Origin of the sequence: Serratia marcescens subsp. marcescens ATCC 13880, from assembly GCF_017299535.1 — a bacterium.
In the GTDB taxonomy this organism is placed as follows: Bacteria; Pseudomonadota; Gammaproteobacteria; order Enterobacterales; family Enterobacteriaceae; genus Serratia; species Serratia marcescens.
In genome coordinates this window covers 3,326,622-3,343,173 of the sequence record NZ_CP071238.1, presented here as the reverse complement: position 1 = coordinate 3,343,173, position 16,552 = coordinate 3,326,622, and the positions used below count along the sequence as shown (strand labels likewise).

Annotated in this window: 15 protein-coding genes and 1 tRNA gene; 12 read left to right on the top strand and 4 right to left on the bottom strand. The window is 62.9% G+C overall.

Features of this window, described 5'->3' with window-relative positions:
* Nucleotides 1-30: 30 nt before the first annotated feature.
* Nucleotides 31-106: transfer RNA gene (locus tag J0F90_RS15995), tRNA-Asn, on the bottom strand.
* Nucleotides 107-561: 455 nt separating this feature from the next.
* Between J0F90_RS15995 and J0F90_RS15990 the strand changes: the two genes are divergently transcribed.
* The 5 genes from J0F90_RS15990 (at nucleotide 562) to J0F90_RS15970 (ending at nucleotide 5,600) form a co-directional block, all read left to right on the top strand.
* Nucleotides 562-1,680, top strand: coding sequence for a branched-chain amino acid ABC transporter substrate-binding protein (locus tag J0F90_RS15990; protein WP_016927040.1), 1,119 nt, complete (start codon nucleotides 562-564; stop codon nucleotides 1,678-1,680).
* A gap of 123 nt (nucleotides 1,681-1,803) precedes the next feature.
* Entirely contained in the window at nucleotides 1,804-2,718 is a 915-nt protein-coding gene (locus J0F90_RS15985) for an ABC transporter permease subunit (protein WP_033639876.1), read from the top strand.
* Nucleotides 2,719-2,728: 10 nt separating this feature from the next.
* Nucleotides 2,729-4,015, top strand: a complete 1,287-nt coding sequence (gene livM, locus J0F90_RS15980; protein WP_033639877.1) for a high-affinity branched-chain amino acid ABC transporter permease LivM — start codon at nucleotides 2,729-2,731, stop codon at nucleotides 4,013-4,015.
* On the top strand, nucleotides 4,012-4,887 hold the full coding sequence (locus tag J0F90_RS15975; RefSeq protein ID WP_016927043.1) for an ABC transporter ATP-binding protein: 876 nt from the start codon (nucleotides 4,012-4,014) through the stop codon (nucleotides 4,885-4,887). The genes livM and J0F90_RS15975 overlap by 4 nt, the downstream gene beginning before the upstream one ends.
* Nucleotides 4,884-5,600, top strand: coding sequence for an ABC transporter ATP-binding protein (locus tag J0F90_RS15970; protein WP_004928599.1), 717 nt, complete (start codon nucleotides 4,884-4,886; stop codon nucleotides 5,598-5,600). Before J0F90_RS15975 ends, J0F90_RS15970 begins: the two co-directional genes overlap by 4 nt.
* 30 nt (nucleotides 5,601-5,630) lie before the next feature.
* Here J0F90_RS15970 and J0F90_RS15965 read toward each other — a convergent pair whose 3' ends face one another.
* Nucleotides 5,631-6,053 carry a winged helix-turn-helix transcriptional regulator gene (locus J0F90_RS15965; protein ID WP_033639878.1) on the bottom strand — a complete coding sequence of 141 codons (423 nt, stop codon included), beginning with the start codon at nucleotides 6,051-6,053 and terminating at the stop codon, nucleotides 5,631-5,633.
* 86 nt (nucleotides 6,054-6,139) lie between these two features.
* Here J0F90_RS15965 and J0F90_RS15960 point away from each other — a divergent pair, with 86 nt between their 5' ends.
* Nucleotides 6,140-7,087, top strand: coding sequence for an aromatic alcohol reductase (locus J0F90_RS15960; protein WP_033639879.1), 948 nt, complete (start codon nucleotides 6,140-6,142; stop codon nucleotides 7,085-7,087).
* Between the two features lie 17 nt (nucleotides 7,088-7,104).
* Here the strand turns inward: J0F90_RS15960 and J0F90_RS15955 are convergent, their stop codons facing one another.
* Nucleotides 7,105-7,791: an aspartyl/asparaginyl beta-hydroxylase domain-containing protein gene (locus J0F90_RS15955; protein ID WP_033641388.1), complete on the bottom strand. Its 687-nt coding sequence runs from the start codon at nucleotides 7,789-7,791 to the stop codon at nucleotides 7,105-7,107.
* 261 nt (nucleotides 7,792-8,052) lie between these two features.
* On the opposite strand from J0F90_RS15955, the gene J0F90_RS15950 reads away from it, so the two are divergent.
* From J0F90_RS15950 to J0F90_RS15925, 6 genes are all read left to right on the top strand, one after another.
* A complete protein-coding gene (locus tag J0F90_RS15950) occupies nucleotides 8,053-9,243 on the top strand; it encodes a sugar transporter (RefSeq protein WP_033632605.1) in 1,191 nt (396 codons plus the stop codon).
* Nucleotides 9,244-9,398: 155 nt separating this feature from the next.
* On the top strand, nucleotides 9,399-10,793 hold the full coding sequence (locus tag J0F90_RS15945; RefSeq protein WP_028128351.1) for an MFS transporter: 1,395 nt from the start codon (nucleotides 9,399-9,401) through the stop codon (nucleotides 10,791-10,793).
* A 142-nt stretch (nucleotides 10,794-10,935) separates the two neighbouring features.
* Nucleotides 10,936-11,766 (top strand): alpha/beta fold hydrolase, encoded by an 831-nt coding sequence (locus tag J0F90_RS15940; RefSeq protein WP_016927049.1) that lies wholly within the window; start codon nucleotides 10,936-10,938, stop codon nucleotides 11,764-11,766.
* 9 nt (nucleotides 11,767-11,775) lie between these two features.
* On the top strand, nucleotides 11,776-12,201 hold the full coding sequence (locus J0F90_RS15935; RefSeq protein ID WP_033639880.1) for a DoxX family protein: 426 nt from the start codon (nucleotides 11,776-11,778) through the stop codon (nucleotides 12,199-12,201).
* Entirely contained in the window at nucleotides 12,194-13,804 is a 1,611-nt protein-coding gene (locus J0F90_RS15930; protein WP_033639881.1) for an MFS transporter, read from the top strand. Before J0F90_RS15935 ends, J0F90_RS15930 begins: the two co-directional genes overlap by 8 nt.
* Nucleotides 13,805-13,900: 96 nt before the next feature.
* Nucleotides 13,901-14,953 (top strand): NAD(P)H-dependent flavin oxidoreductase, encoded by a 1,053-nt coding sequence (locus J0F90_RS15925; protein ID WP_033639882.1) that lies wholly within the window; start codon nucleotides 13,901-13,903, stop codon nucleotides 14,951-14,953.
* Nucleotides 14,954-15,060: 107 nt separating this feature from the next.
* Here J0F90_RS15925 and J0F90_RS15920 read toward each other — a convergent pair whose 3' ends face one another.
* Complete coding sequence (locus J0F90_RS15920; protein ID WP_033639883.1) at nucleotides 15,061-16,443, bottom strand: serralysin family metalloprotease; 1,383 nt, start codon at nucleotides 16,441-16,443, stop codon at nucleotides 15,061-15,063.
* Between the last annotated feature and the right edge of the window lie 109 nt (nucleotides 16,444-16,552).

Below are 16,552 nucleotides of genomic sequence, written 5' to 3'. Positions count from 1 at the left end.
TAAGTTTCCTTAAGCGGGCTTCTCTAAATATGGCTCCTCTGACTGGACTCGAACCAGTGACATACGGATTAACAGTCCGCCGTTCTACCGACTGAACTACAGAGGAATCGTGTGAACGGGGCGAATAATAGCGGGGCGCCTGGGGTTTGTCAAAGCGCTAAACTGCAAAAAAAGCGCGTTTGCTGAGGGAATGAGCACCTTGCGCTGTTTTTCGGCATTTTCCATCGCTATGCGTTGATTTTTGCATCCCAAATCGTTTTGACGCCGCTTGCACAAGCCTTTGCACGGCGATGGTGCAGGGTCACTCTCGCTATCCTGCACCTTCCCATCTTGGCCGTACGGCCCAGCCCCTGTTATCCCCGCCACACGCCGCGCCGCAACTGATATGTAGGATGAATAAGCAAACAATATGTATTCGTCGTCACAATGGCTGGATTTTTGCTTACCCATTTTTGGGGAATGCGACTGCGCTCTCAAGAAAAATATTTTCCCCGTCTACACATAAAGTGACTGATCCGCGCCCTAGGGCGTTTCGCTACAACAGTGCTGAGGAAGATAACAATGTCATCGAAATTGATAAAAAGTCCGCTCGCTGCTTTGCTCATCGGTTGTTTAGGTACGGCGTTTTCCGCGCAGGCCGATATCGTCATCGGCGTTGCCGGGCCGTTCTCCGGGCCGAATGCCACCTATGGCGATCAGTATTGGCGCGGGGCTTCGCAGGCTGCGGCGGACATCAACGCCGCCGGCGGCATCAAAGGGGAAAAAATCAAACTGGTGCAGGGGGATGACGCCTGCGAACCGAAACAGGCGGTCGCGGTCGCCAACCGGCTGGTGGATCAGGACAAGGTCTCGGCGGTGGTCGGCCACTTCTGTTCCTCATCCACCATGCCCGCCTCCGAGGTGTATGACGAGGCCGGCATCATCGCCATTACCCCCGGCTCCACCAACCCGCAGATCACCGAGCGCGGCATGAAGACCATGTTCCGCATGTGCGGGCGCGACGATCAGCAGGGGGTCATCGCCACCAACTACATGCTGGATACCCTGAAGGCCAAACGCATCGCGGTGATCCACGATAAAGACACCTACGGCCAGGGGCTGGCGGACGCAGCGAAGGCGGCGATGAACAAGCGCGGGGTTAAAGAGGTGCTGTATGAGGGGCTGTCGCGCGGCGAGAAAGACTTCAACGCGCTGGTGACCAAGATCGCCTCGGTCAAACCTGACGTGGTCTACTTCGGCGGCTGCCATCCGGAAGCCGGGCCGCTGGTGCGCCAGATGCGCGAGCAGGGCGTGACCGCCAAGTTCTTCTCCGGCGACTGCGTGGTGACCGAAGAGCTGGTGACCGCCGCCGGCGGGCCGCAGTACACCAACGGCGTGCTGATGACCTTCGGCAACGATCCGCGCCAGATCGCGGAAGGCAAGGCGGTGATCGCCAAGTTCCGCGCCAGCGGCTTTGAGCCGGAAGGCTACACCCTTTACTCCTACGCTTCGATCCAGGCGATCGCCGCCGCCTTTAACGCCACCGGCGGCAAAGACAGCGCCAAGGCCGCCGAATGGCTGAAGTCGCACGACGTGGACACCGTGATGGGTAAAAAAGCCTGGGATCAGAAGGGCGATCTGAAGGTCTCCGACTACGTGGTCTATCAATGGGATGACAAGGGCAAATATCACCAACTGTAAACGGCCGAACCGTGAAGTTGTAACCCTATGACAGACGGGCCGTCGCCCTGGCGCGCCCGTTCCGCGACTACCTTTGGCCGCGTCGGACTGCGTTGGCGGCCTTACCAGGCGAGACTGCTCATTATGGATGTATTCTTTCTGCAACAGCTGATCAACGGCCTGACCCTCGGTGCGGTGTATGGCCTGATCGCCATCGGCTACACCATGGTTTACGGCATCATCGGCATGATCAACTTCGCCCACGGCGAGGTGTACATGATCTCCGCCTACCTGTGCGCCATCGGTCTGGCGCTGCTGTCGTTCTTCGGGCTGCACTCGTTCCCGCTGCTGATCCTCGGCACGCTGGTGTTCACCATCGTCATCACCGGGGTGTACGGCTGGGTGATCGAGCGCATCGCCTACAGGCCGCTGCGCAACTCCACCCGCCTGGCGCCGCTGATCTCCGCCATCGGCATGTCGTTAATCCTGCAAAACTACGCGCAGATCAGCCAGGGGCCGCGTCAGCAGGGCATCCCGACGCTGCTGAGCGGCGTGTTCCGCCTGGAGTTCGACGGCGGCGTGGTCCAGATCACCTACACCAAGGTGTTCATTCTGGTGGCGTCGCTGCTCGGCATGGCGATCCTCACCTACGTCATTCAGCGCACCCGGCTGGGACGCATCTGCCGCGCCACCCAGCAGGATCGCAAAATGGCCTCGATTCTCGGCATCAATACCGATCGGGTGATCTCGCTGGTGTTCGTGATCGGCGCCGCCATGGCCGGGCTGGCCGGGGTGCTGATCACCATGAACTACGGCACCTTCGATTTTTACGTCGGCTTTATCATCGGCATCAAGGCCTTCACCGCCGCGGTGCTGGGCGGCATCGGTTCGCTGCCGGGCGCGATGCTCGGCGGGCTGCTGCTCGGCGTGGCGGAGGCGCAGTTCGCCGGCATGGTGAATTCGGATTACAAGGACGTGTTCTCCTTCGGGTTGCTGGTGGCGATCCTGATCTTCCGCCCGCAGGGCCTGCTCGGCCGGCCGCTGATCGCCAAGGTTTAAGGAGAACGCCATGTCGCAATCCGTAATCAACGGCGGGCTGGACGTTAAACGCAGCCTGCTGGATGCCGTTTTGGCCGGGCTGATCGCCCTGATCGTGTTCGGGCCGATTGTCGGCATCGTGCTGAACGGCTACAGCTTCAACGTCGAGCCGCGCCGGCTGGTGTGGATCATCGTTGCGGTGATGGCCGGGCGGCTGTTGCTGAGCCTGTTCCTGCAAACCGCGCCGGGCCGCAAGGTGCTGGCGCGCTTCGACGGCGGCAACGACGGCGTGTACGTGCGTCCGCTGGGCTATAAATCCAATCTGCGCTGGTTCCTGCCGCTGATGGCGGCGATCGCGCTGCTGTTCCCGTTCGTCGCCACCAAATACCTGCTGACGGTGGCGATCCTCGGCCTGATCTATGTGCTGCTCGGGCTGGGGCTGAATATCGTGGTCGGGTTGGCGGGGCTGCTGGATCTGGGGTACGTGGCGTTTTACGCCATCGGCGCCTACGGGCTGGCGTTGGGCTACCAGTATCTCGGGCTCGGTTTTTGGGCGATGCTGCCGCTCGGGGCGCTGATGGCGGCGCTGGCCGGCGCGCTGCTGGGCTTTCCGGTGCTGCGTATGCACGGCGACTATCTCGCCATCGTCACGCTCGGGTTCGGCGAGATCATCCGGCTGGTGCTGAACAACTGGATGTCGCTCACCGGCGGGCCGAACGGCATTTCGGTGCCGGCGCCGACGGTGTTCGGCCTGGAGTTCGGCCGGCGCGCCAAGGACGGCGGAGTGCCGATCCACGAGTTTCTCGGCATCGATTACAATCCCAACCTCAAGTTCATCTTCATCTACGCGATGCTGTTTTTGGTGGTGCTGCTGGTGCTGTACATCAAGCACCGGCTGACGCGCATGCCGATCGGCCGCGCCTGGGAGGCGCTGCGCGAGGACGAGATCGCCTGCCGTTCTTTGGGGCTGAATCACGTGCTGGTGAAGCTGTCGGCGTTTATGCTCGGCGCCTCCACCGCCGGACTGGCGGGGGTGTTTTTCGCCACTTACCAGGGGTTCGTCAACCCGACTTCGTTCACCTTCTTCGAGTCGGCCCTGATCCTGGCGATCGTGGTGCTGGGCGGCATGGGCTCCACCCTCGGCGTGGTGCTGGCGGCCTTCGTGCTGACGGTGGCGCCGGAGCTGCTGCGCAGCTTCGCCGAATACCGGGTGCTGCTGTTTGGCGTGCTGATGGTGGCGATGATGATCTGGCGGCCGCGCGGGCTGGTGCGCATCAGCCGATCCAGCTTCGCCGAACGCAAGGGGGTGGCGCCATGAGCGACGCCATTTTGCGGGTGGAACACCTGATGATGCGCTTTGGCGGCATCAAGGCGCTGAACGACGTCAATCTGGAGGTGGAGCGCGGTTCCATCACCGCCCTGATCGGCCCCAACGGCGCCGGCAAGACCACGGTGTTCAATTGCCTGACCGGCTTTTACCGCGCCAGCGGCGGCGCGATCCTGCTCAATACCCACAAGCGGCCGACCGACGTGATCCAGGTGCTGGGGCAGAAGTTCCGCGCCGGCGACTGGATACGCCCGAAGCGGCTCGGTTCGCGCCTCTATTACAAGATGTTCGGCGGCACCCACCTGGTCAACCGCGCCGGGCTGGCGCGCACCTTCCAGAATATCCGCCTGTTCCGCGAAATGTCGGTGGTGGAGAACCTGCTGGTGGCGCAGCACATGCAGAGCAACCGCAACCTGATCGCCGGGGTGCTGAATACGCCGGGCTACCGCCGGGCGGAAAGCGCCGCGCTCGATCACGCCTTCTATTGGTTGGAGGTGGTGGATCTGGCGGACTGCGCCAACCGGCTGGCGGGGGAGATGTCCTACGGCCAGCAGCGGCGGCTGGAGATCGCGCGCGCCATGTGCACCGCGCCGGAGATGATCTGCCTCGACGAACCGGCCGCCGGGCTGAACCCGGTGGAGACGGCCGCGCTGAGCCGCATCATCCGCTTCCTGCGCCAGCATCACGGCATCACGGTGCTGCTGATCGAGCATGACATGGGCATGGTAATGGAGATCTCCGATCGGGTGATCGTGCTCGATCACGGCGATGTGATCGCCCGCGGCACGCCGCAAGAGATCCAGCACAACGAGGCGGTGATCGCCGCCTACCTGGGCGCGGACGAAGAGGAGCTGGCGGGATGAGCGAAGCGATGTTGGAATTTCGCGAAGTGGATGTGTTTTACGGGCCGATCCAGGCGCTGCGCCAGGTGTCGCTGCAGGTGAACGCCGGGGAGACGGTGGCGCTGATCGGCGCCAACGGCGCGGGCAAGTCCACGCTGTTGATGTCGATCTTCGGCCAGCCGCGCATCGCCGGCGGGCAGATCCTGTTTGGCGGCGAGGACATAAGCCGCCGCTCCACGCACTTTGTTGCCAGCAGCGGCATCGCGCAGGCGCCGGAGGGGCGGCGCATCTTTCCGGACATGAGCGTGGAGGAGAACCTGTTGATGGGCACCATCACCGTCGGCAATCGCTACCTGGAGGAGGATTTGCCGCGCATGTTCGAGCTGTTTCCGCGCCTCAAGGAGCGGCGCAACCAGCGGGCGATGACCATGTCCGGCGGCGAGCAGCAGATGCTGGCGATCGCCCGCGCGCTGATGAGCCGGCCGAAGCTGCTGCTGTTGGACGAGCCGAGCCTGGGGCTGGCGCCGATCGTGGTGCGGCAGATCTTCGGGGTGCTGCGCGAGCTGACCCGTAGCGGCATGACGCTGTTTCTGGTGGAGCAGAACGCCAACCACGCGTTGAAACTGTCCGATCGCGGCTATGTGATGGTCAACGGCCAGATCCGCCTCACCGGCAGCGGCCAGGAGCTGTTGAACGATCCGGAGGTGAGAAAGGCCTATCTGGGCGGCGGCTGAACGCCGCCTCACGGGCAAGGATGCCCGCGTTTATCCCTCGATGGCGCTTCGCTCTTGATCATCGTAGTGCGAGCGGGCCGCTCTGAAGGCGTCGGCGGAGGCGATAATCCACGACCAGAGCGGCAGCATGTTGAGCAGCATCTCTTCCCCCGCGTCGGTGATGGTGTAAACCACGCGGGGCAGTTTTTCCTGATAATCGCAGCGCGATATCAACCCATCCCGCTCGAGATGGCGCAGTGTCCGCGTCAGCATTCTCTGCGTCACGCCCGCTAATTGGCGGCTTATTTCGCCGTGGCGCAGCGGCCCGTGGGTGCCCAGGATATGCAATACCCCCAGCGACCAACGGTTGCCCGCATGCGCGAGGATCTCGCGCTTCAGCCCTTCATCGTCGTTGCTCAATGCTTCACAGAACGCCTGCGAAAATTGCAGCAGCGCTTCCCGATCGCTCGTCATATTCCTCTCCGGTATCACGCGTGTACCTAATTGAACCCGTTTTTGTCAGCTGTCAGGATGACGCAGTGTCAAGACAGGAGGCAAGAATGAAATCCACAAATCCATCCATCAATACCGTGCTCATACTCGGCGCCGGTGAACTGGGGCTGCCGGTATTGCGTGCGATGAGCCGGCAGGCTCGGTTATACCCATCTTTAAAAATCAGCGTGCTGCTCCGGCCGGAGGCCGCCCGCGCCGTCAGCGGCCCGCTCCGGGCGCGGCGGGATGCGCTGGCGCGGCTCGGCATCGCCGTGGTGGAAGGCGATCTGCAGCAAAACGGCGTGGAGGCGCTGAGTGCGCTATTCCGTTCCTTCGACGCGGTGATCAACTGCAGCGGCTTTGTCGGCGGGGCGGGCACGCAGATAAAGATCACCCAGGCCGTCTTGCAAGCGGGCGTGGCGCGCTACTTCCCGTGGCAGTTCGGCGTGGACTACGATGTTGTCGGCAAAGGCAGCGGGCAACAGGTGTGGGATGAACAGCTCGAGGTGCGTCACCTGCTGCGTGCGCAGCGTGCGACGGAGTGGGTGATTGTTTCCACGGGCATTTTCACCAGCTACCTGTTTGACCCCGGCTTTGGCGTGGTGGACGCGGCAACCAAAACGGTGCGCGCGCTGGGCGACTGGCGCTACGCGGTGACGCTGACCACCCCCGAGGACATTGGCCGGCTGACGGCCGCGATTTTTTTCCATCGGCCCGCGTTTCGCAACCAGGTGGTCTATATCGCCGGCGACACGCTGACCTACCGCGAGCTTGCCGATGTCATGCAGGCGCGCTGGGGCGTGGAGGTCAACAGGATCCTGTTGGACAAAGAGCGGCTGCGGGAAGATGTGCGGAACCATCCGCGTGACGTCGGCGCCAAATACCGGCTGGCTTTCGCCCGGCCCGACGGCGTGGCGTGGGATAAGGCGAAAACCTTCAATGCGCGCCAGGGCATAGCCACCACCACCGCCGAACAGTGGCTGGCGCAGCAATGGCCGATCCCTCAGGACGGTTAATCGCCTGAGCGCCGCAGTCAGAACTGGCGCTGCATCCAGCGCACGTTCAGCCGCACCAGCGCGATGATGGCGCTGGAGAGCAGCCGCAGCCCGCCGGGCATGTCGCGGCGGCGAATGTCCAGCAGCAGCACGGTGCGCACCTGCGGGCTGTCGTTCCATACCTCGTGCTCGAAGGTATCGTCCCAGAGCATGAACTCCCCCTCGCGCAGCCGGTATTCGCGGCCGTCCACCTTCAGCACCGCCGCCGGCGCGCCGTCGGCGCGTTTGGGCATGTCCAGCACCAGATAGCCGCGCAGAATGCCGCGGAACGGACCGCGATGGGGCGGCACCTGTTTGCCGGGCGCCAGGAAGGAGAGCGACGCGGACAGCACGTCCGGCGAGGAGGCGATCAGCGCCGCCAGCGTCGGACAGCGCGCCAGGTTGCGGGGGATGGGCTGGCCATAGGCCTTCATGATGAACATGCGCCAGTCGCGCGCGTCGTTGGCGGAGATGGACGCCTGCTGGCTCATGATCTCGTGAAAGCGCGGGATATTGTGCAGATCGTGGGCGACCGTCAGCGCCTCTTCGCGGATCTGCCGCCATTGGGCGGTGAAGCGTTCGGCGTCGGGGAAGAGGGCTGCGCTGTCGAGCACCGGCTGGCCCTGGATGCGGCGATCGTAAACATTGCGCAGGGCAAGTACGGACCAATCATAAATCGCGGACATCATAATGACCTCGCCTCAGGAAACGCCAAAGGGACACTGCGCGCTTCTTCGGCGCGGCGCGTGGACGGCCGGGGGAGAAACGGCAGGAAAAATTGGTACGCTTCAATAGATTAGCACAGCATTTGTGCAACCGTGTGTCTGCGAATGTGTCGAAATGCGGCGAAAAAAACCACACAATTAAAGTGTGACGCGTATCGCATTTAGCGGGCCGGTTGGTTAAAATATCGCGACTTGCCCGCACCTGTCCGGATTTTGTTTACCATGGAACACGCTCCCGTTTCGCGCTCAACCGCCTGGTTGCGCGTGGTCATCCTCGCCGTCTCGGCCTTTATTTTCAACACCACCGAGTTTATTCCGGTCGGTCTGCTGAGCGATATCGCCGCCAGCTTCTCGATGCAAACCGAACAGGTCGGCCTGATCATCACCATTTACGCCTGGATCGTCGCCGCCGCCTCGCTGGCGTGCATGCTGCTGACCAGCAAAATTGAGCGCCGCAAACTGTTGATCGGCGTGTTCATGCTGTTTATCGCCAGCCACGTGCTGACCGCCGTGGCCTGGAACTTCACCACGCTGGTTATCTCGCGCGCCGGCGTGGCGCTGGCGCACTCGGTGTTCTGGTCGATCACCGCCTCGCTGGCGATCCGCGTGGCGCCGCCGGGCAAGAAAGCCCAGGCGCTGAGCCTGCTGGCGGGCGGCACCGCGCTGGCGATGGTGCTCGGGTTGCCGCTCGGGCGGGTGGTCGGGCAACTGCTCGGCTGGCGCATGACCTTTATCGGCATCGCAGTGTGCGCCACGCTGGCGCTGGTGCTGCTGTGGCGCCTGCTGCCGGTGCTGAAAAGCGAGCACTCCGGTTCGCTGGCCAGCGTGCCGCTGCTGTTCAAACGCCCGGCGCTGGTGGCGCTGTACATGCTGACCATCATTGTGGTGACGGCGCACTTCACCGCCTACAGCTACATCGAGCCGTTTATCCAGACCGTGGCCGGGCTGTCGGAGAACTTCACCACGCTGATGCTGCTGCTGTTCGGCGCCGCCGGCATCGTCGGCAGCCTGCTGTTCAGCCGCTACAGCGAGCGGTTTCCTTCCGGCTTCTTCATCGGCGCCATCACGCTGCTGGCCTTGAGCCTGCTGCTGCTGTTACCGGCGGCCGGCAGCGAAAGCCACCTGACGGTGCTGTGCATCTTCTGGGGGATGGCGATCATGGCGATCGGCCTGTCGATGCAGGCCAAAGTGCTGAGCCTGGCGCCGGACGCTACCGACGTGGCGATGGCGATTTTCTCCGGCCTGTACAACTTCGGCATCGGCAGCGGCGCGCTGCTGGGCAACCAGGTGAGTCTGCATCTGGGCATGGGCAACATCGGCTTCGTCGCCGCGCCGCTGGCGCTGATCGCCCTCGGCTGGTGCCTGTTGAGCGTCTACCGCAGCGAACGGCTGCAGCAGCACCACAGCCGTTAACCTGCGGCATCCCGCGCTGCATTTTCCTGCTATAAAACAGGCTGCTGCAGCGTTTTATGCTTAACTTTTTTTCATAGTCTGCTAATTAAAAATTTAACTCCGACGCCGCTTCGCTAGCATAGAAAGTCATCAAAAATGTTAATGCGAGGTTAACGGTGAGTGACTCTGTAGCGGCGTCGCCGATCCATGCGCGGGATTTGGCGGCCAGAATCGACGCCTTGCCCGCGTCGGCCGGCCTGTGGCGCTTTATCATTCTGCTGTCGCTGGGCGGCTTTTTCGAACTCTACGATCTGTTCCAGACCGGCTATATCAGCACCGGCCTTATCGCCGACGGCATTTTCCACACCGGCGCGCAGGGCGTCTTCGGCGTGTCGGATCAGGCGGCCTTCGCCTCCGCCACCTTTCTCGGCCTGTTCGTCGGCGCCAGCCTGCTGAGCCCGTACGCCGATCGCTTCGGCCGGCGCGCCACCTTTATGTTCGCTCTGATCTGGTATGGCGCCTTCTCGCTGCTGTTGGCGTTTCAACAGCAGGCGGAATGGGTGATCTTTCTGCGTTTTCTGGTGGGCGTCGGGCTCGGCATCGAGTTGGTGACCATCGATACCTACCTGACGGAGTGGGTGCCCGCGCATCTGCGTACCCGGGCTTTCGCCTTCGCGTTCTTCGTGCAGTTTCTGTCGGTGCCGGCGGTGGCGCTGATGTCCTGGTGGCTGGTGCCGCAGACGATTTGGGGCCTGAGCGGCTGGCGCTATGTGGTGATCGCCGGCGCGCTGGCTTCGCTGGTGATCTGGCTGGTGCGCAAGGGGCTGCCGGAGTCGCCGCGCTGGCTGGTGCAACAGCGGCGCTATGCGCAGGCCCGGCAGGTGATGCGGGACATGGAACGGCGCTGCGGCGTGGCGGCCGCGGACTTCCCGTCGCGCCCGGTTGACGATGCCGAGGGAGCGCCGCTGCGCGGCCGCTTTCGCGACATCTGGGCGCCGCAATATCGCGATCGCACGCTGATGCTGGTAGTGATGAATTTCTTTCAGGCCATCGGCTTCTTCGGCTTCGGCAACTGGTTGCCGGCGCTGCTGTCGGGCAAGGGCGCTTCGGTCACCCACAGCCTGCTGTACGCTTTCTTCATCACGCTGGCCTACCCGCTTGGCTCGCTGCTGTGCAGCTTCTACGCCGACAAGATGGAGAACAAGTGGCAGATCGTGTTGTCCTGCCTGGTGACGGTGATCTTCGGCTCGCTGTTCGCACTGCAGAACAACCCACTGTGGCTGATCCTGTGCGGTTTCTTCATCACCTGGTCCAACGCCTGGCTGACCTACAGCTACCACTCGTATCAATCCGAGATCTTCCCGACCCATATCCGCGCCCGCGCCGTCGGTTTCTGCTACTCCTTCAGCCGCCTGTCGACGGTATTCAGCAGCATCATCATCGGCATTATCTTGCAGTACGGCGGTTCGCTGGGGGTGATCGCGTTTATCGTCGCCAGCATGCTGATCGTGATGCTGGTGATCGGGCTGTTCGGCCCAAAAACGCGCGGTATCGATCTGGAAAACATCTGACGTTTTGCGCCGGCGGCGACGCCGGCTTCTTCAGCAAAAAAACTCGCGATCATGCGAAAATTATTCCGTTATCACTGCCTTTACGCCTGCCGTACTGTTAACCCGTACAAAATCCAATTCGATACCGAGCGGGGAACACGTCATGAGCACCCTTACCGCGCCCGATGGCGCACGCATTTTCTATAAGGATTGGGGCCGCGGCCAGCCGATCCTGTTCTCCCACGGTTGGCCGCTGTCCGCCGACGCCTGGGACAACCAGCTGCTGTTTTTCGGCCAGAGCGGATTCCGCGTGATCGCCCACGATCGCCGCGGCCACGGCCGTTCCGATCAAACCTGGCACGGCAACGACATCAATCAATACGCTGACGATCTGGCCCTGCTGATCGAAACGCTGGATCTGCGCGATCTGATCCTGGTCGGCCATTCCACCGGCGGCGGCGAAGTGGCGCGCTACATCGGCCGTCACGGCAGCGATCGGGTGGCGAAGGTGGTACTGGTCGGCGCCGTACCGCCGCTGATGCTGCAAACGCCGGTCAACCCTGAGGGTACGCCGATGGCGGCCTTCGACGGTATTCGCAGCGGCGTGGCGGGCAACCGCTCGCAGTTCTTCAAAGATTTGGCGGTGCCATTCTATGGCCTCCACTGCGACGAGGTGGAGAGCAATGCGGGGCTGATCGACCACTTCTGGCTGATGGGCATGCAGGGCGGCGTGAAAGGGCAGTACGAGTGTGTGCGCGCGTTCTCCGAAGTGGATTACACCGCCGACCTGCTGGCGATCGACAAGCCGACGCTGCTGGTGCACGGCGACGCCGATCAGATCGTGCCGATCGGCGCCTCGGCGCTGAAAGCCGCTAAGCTTATGCAACAGGCGGAGCTGAATGTTTACGCTGGCGGTTCTCACGGTTTGGCGCAGGTCGATCCCGATCGCTTCAACGCCGATCTGCTGGCCTTCATCCAAAATTCGCCGTTTTAAGGGGGCACGATGAACCTGACTGCTATCGCCGCCCGCTGCGCACAGCGGCTGCATGCGCCCGCGGTGCGCTGGCTGCTGCTGCTCGCCATTTGCGCCGCCTATATTCAGGGCGGGCTGGTCAAGGCGTTGAACGTTGAGGGCGCGATTGCCGAAATGACCCACTTCGGCCTGCAGCCGGCGGCACTGTTCGCCGTGCTGGTGACGCTGCTCGAACTGGCCGCGTCGGCGCTGATCCTGAGCGGCTTTTATCGCTGGCTCGGCGCGTTGGCGCTGGCCGGTTTTACCCTGATGGCGACGCTGATGGCCAATCCGTTCTGGCAGTTCGACGGGGCGGAGCGCGGCCAGATGATGAACGGATTTTTTGAACACCTCGGGCTGGCCGGCGCGCTGTTGCTGGTGGCATTTAACGATTTGAAGGAGCGAACGGATGGCTGAACAGACGGAAAACAAGGCGACGGCGGGCGGCTTCGCGCCGCTGAAAATTCCATTATTTGCGGTGCTGTGGGGCGCCACGGTGCTCGGCAACGTCGGCAGTTTTATGCGCGACGTCGCCAGCTCGTGGCTGATCACCGACCTGTCGAGCAACCCTTCGGCGGTGGCGCTGATGCAAACCGCCGCCACGCTGCCGGTGTTCCTGCTGGCGATCCCGGCCGGGGTGCTGTCGGACATTCTCGATCGGCGGCGCTTTCTGATCTTCGTGCAAATTCTGCTGGCCTGCGTGAGCGGCAGCCTGCTGGTGCTGTCGCAGACCGGTTCGCTGACGGTGGAATATTTGCTGGCGCTGACGTTCGTCGGCGGCATCGGCGCGGCGCTGATGGGGCCGACCTGGCAGGCGATCGTGCCGGAGCTGGTGCCGCGCGCCGAGCTGAAAAACGCCGTGGCGCTGAACTCGCTGGGCATCAACATCGCCCGTTCCATCGGCCCGGCGGCCGGCGGTCTGCTGCTGGCCAGCTTCGGCGCCGGCGCGGCCTACGGCGCGGACGTGATGAGCTATGTGCTGGTGATCGCGGCGCTGCTGTGGTGGAAGCGGCCGAAGGCCGAGGACAGCGGCCTGTCGGAGCACTTTTTCGGCGCCTTCCGCGCCGGGCTGCGCTATGCCCGTTCCAGCCGCGAGCTGCACGTGGTGCTGCTGCGGGCGGCGGTGTTCTTCGCCTTCTCCAGCTCGGTCTGGGCGCTGCTGCCGCTGGTGGCGCGCCGCATGCTGGGCGGCAGCGCCGGTTTCTACGGCGTTCTGCTGGGGGCGGTGGGCGCCGGGGCGATCCTCGGGGCGATTGCGCTGCCGCGCCTGCGCCAGCGGCTGAATGCCGACGGGTTGGTGTTGTTGGCGGCGGTGCTGACGGCGGCGGTAATGGCGGCCCTGTCGCTGGCGCCGCCGCAGTGGCTGGCGGTGGTGCTGCTGCTGGTGCTGGGCGCCGGCTGGATTATCGCGCTGACCACGCTCAACGGCGCGGCGCAGGGCGTGCTGCCCAACTGGGTGCGAGGCCGCGGCCTGGCCATTTACCTGATGGTGTTCAACGGCGCGATGGCGGCGGGCAGCCTGCTGTGGGGGCTGGTGGCGCAGGAGCTGGGCGTGGCCGCCACGCTGCTGGTCGGCGGCGTCGGCCTGTTGGCGGCGGGGCTGCTGTTCCACCGCCTGCGCCTGCCGACCGGCGAGGCCGATCTGCAGCCGTCGAACCATTGGCCGGAGCCGTTGGTCAACACGCCGGTCGAGAACGATCGCGGCCCGGTGATGATTCAGGTGGAGTACCGCATTCGCGAGCAGGATCGGCCGCAGTTCTTGCGTACGCTGCTGATGCTGGAGCGGGCGCGTCGCCGCGATGGCGCTTACGCCTGGGGCATCACCGAGCACACCGGCGATCCGGAATGCATCATGGAGTGGTTCCTGGTGGAATCCTGGGCGGAGCATCTGCGGCAGCACCAACGGGTGTCGCACGCCGACGCCGATCTGCAGCAGGAGGCGCTGCGCTTCCATATCGGCCCTGAGAAACCGGTGGTGCATCACTTCCTGTCGCTCGACCGGCGTCAGGTGAAGCATTAACTGCACGGCCAGGCGGTGAGAAGGTGCTATGCTTTTGGTCGGTTCGGCGGCGCGGCCGCCGTAAGACGAATGTAGTCAGCACAGGGAGACATATTGATGACGGCACCTTCTGCTTTTGCCCGCGAACTTGGGCTGCGCTATCCGATCGTTCAGGGGCCGATGAACGGCGCGTCGCCGCCGGCGTTGGCGGTGGCGGTGAGCAACGCCGGGGCGCTGGGATCATGCGCGGCGGCGCTGTTTTCCCCGGCGGTGATCCTCGAGCGCGTGCAGCAGATCCGCGCGCAGACCGCCGCGCCGTTCAACATCAATCTGTTTCTGCTCGATGAGCAGCACCCGGATCTCGCCGAGCTCAAGCGCGCCCAGCACCTGCTGCGGCCGTTCCGCGAAGCGCTGGGGCTGAGCGAGCCGCCGATCCCCACCCAATTCGCCGAAAACAACCGCGACCAGATCGCGGCCCTGCTGGAGGCTGCGCCGCCGGTGGTCAGCTTCACCTTCGGCGTGCTGCCGCGCGCCACGGTCACACAGTTCAAGAAGGCCGGCTCGCGGGTGATCGGCACCGCCACCACGGTGGCGGAAGCCCGCGCCTGGGAAGAGGCGGGCGCCGACTTCGTCTGCGTCTCGGGCGCGGAGGCGGGCGGCCACCGCCCGACCTTCCTCGGCGATATCGAACAGTCCTGCGTCGGGTTGATGGCCCTGTTACCGCAGGTGGTGGCGGCGGTGAAGATCCCGGCGATCGCCGCGGGCGGCATCATGAACGGGCGCGGCATCGCGGCGGCGCAATTGCTGGGCGCGCAGGCGGCGCAGCTGGGCACCGCGTTTCTGTGCAGCCCGGAGTCGGGCATCGCCGAAGCCTGGCGAGCGGCGCTGCGCAATGCCGGCGATGACAGCACGCGCCTGACGCGCGCCTTCAGCGGCCGCCCGGCGCGCGGCATCGTCAATGACTTCATGCGGCAGATGCGCGCGGAAGAGGCGCAGATCCTGCCTTATCCGGTGCAGAACGCGCTCACCGGCGATATCCGCCAGGCGGCGGCCAAGGCCGGGCGCGGGGAGTTTATGTCGCTGTGGGCCGGGCAGGGCGTGGGCCTGGCGCGGCCGATGCCGGCGGCGGAGCTGGTCGCCACGCTGGCGGCGGAGCTGGAAGCGGTGTGACCTCGTCGGCGCGATTTATTGCTGTGGCAATGTAAAAAGACGCCGGGGTGAGGCCTGAGAAGAGATGAACAGCCCGGCGTTCACGCCGGGCTGCGGGTTTACCCCTGCTAGACGAGAATATCGGCGGAAGCGTCGACATGCCCAACGATTTTGACAAGGAAATCAGGTAATTGATTGCCGGAGAGATTGATGGCCAGATCGGTGACATTCTGCTGCGCGTCATAATTCAGCGCCGCTTCATACAACGAGCCGCTTAAACTATCCACGAAGTGCAGCTCGCTCCCGTCGGCCTTAGCCGTCTGGTTGAGCCACGACAGATCGATTTTATCCACCGCCGTCTGGAAATCGCGGATCCAATCCGGCGCGGCGGCTTGGCTGTCGCCGGCTTCGCGGAAGACGAAGGTGTCCGCGCCTGCATTGCCCCAGAGCTGATCGGCGCCGCCGGCACCGTAAATGATGTCGTTGCCTGCACCGCCTTTTAGCGTATTGTTCAGCGCGTTGCCCACTAAAATGTCTGCGCCGCTGCCGCCGATGATATTTTCAATCTGCGCGCCGTAGGCGATGGCGATATTTGCCTTCAAGCCGCCCACATCAGAGAATGCGCCTTCGTTAATGTTGATGCGCTGATCCTGGCTGTAGCCTGAAAAATCCAGCGTGTCATTGCCGCCGGCATCCCAGATAGCCGCCACGATTTTGTCCGTGGACGTCTTAACGCTCAGAAAGTCTCTGTCCGTATTCGAGTTGAAACCATAGGTGGTATCGCCGGTGCGCGTGGTGGTATTCTCGCCGTAAAGCTTCTGTATGGCGGTAATATCATCCAGCTGCGGCCCTGATGGCCAAACGCCTTTATAGTCAGCGCTGGTGTATTGTTCGTTAAAATAGCTCATCAAAGAATATTGATGGTCGTCTTCATAATACTTCGCCGAGTTGGCGTAGGTGGGGTAGGTGGCATTTGACGCATCATAATTGCCGGGATGAGAAAGCCCCAACGCATGCCCTATTTCATGAGTCAGCGTATCCCTGGCGTAGTTATTGGTTTGCGGATTGGAGGCGTCGTAGCCGTTATTGCCGCTGATCCAAATGGTGCTTTTGAGATTGCTCTGCGTACTTTCATACGAGGTGTAATTGCCCCCGCTGGCCGCCTTATAAAAACCAAACTTTATATCTGCATTTTTCGCGTCGTTGCCTTTAACCTCGGTGAACGTGATGTTGGCCACATCCGACCAGGATTGCAATGAAAGCTTGGTTTGGGCTTGCTGGGCGGCGGTAAGCTGCGCGGCGCCCGTCTTGTCGCTGCCGGTATAGACGGGGAAAGAGTAGGTCAAGGTAGCCGCATGGTCGGTCACGCCTTTGCCATTGGCGGAATAATGGCTCCTCAGCAGCAGATCTGAAACTTCTTGCGTGGTATATGACGGTTTACTGCTCCCCGCGTGATCGCCTCTTTCATAACTGGTTAAATAACCGGAAATCTTATCGGTCGCTAATGACATATCAAACTCCTTTGGACGTTGACAATATTGCACCTAACGCTCTATATGCTCGTACACAGGTTTGAAAATCAGGGGTAATTAATGTGATATCATTGGCTTGCCTCCTTGG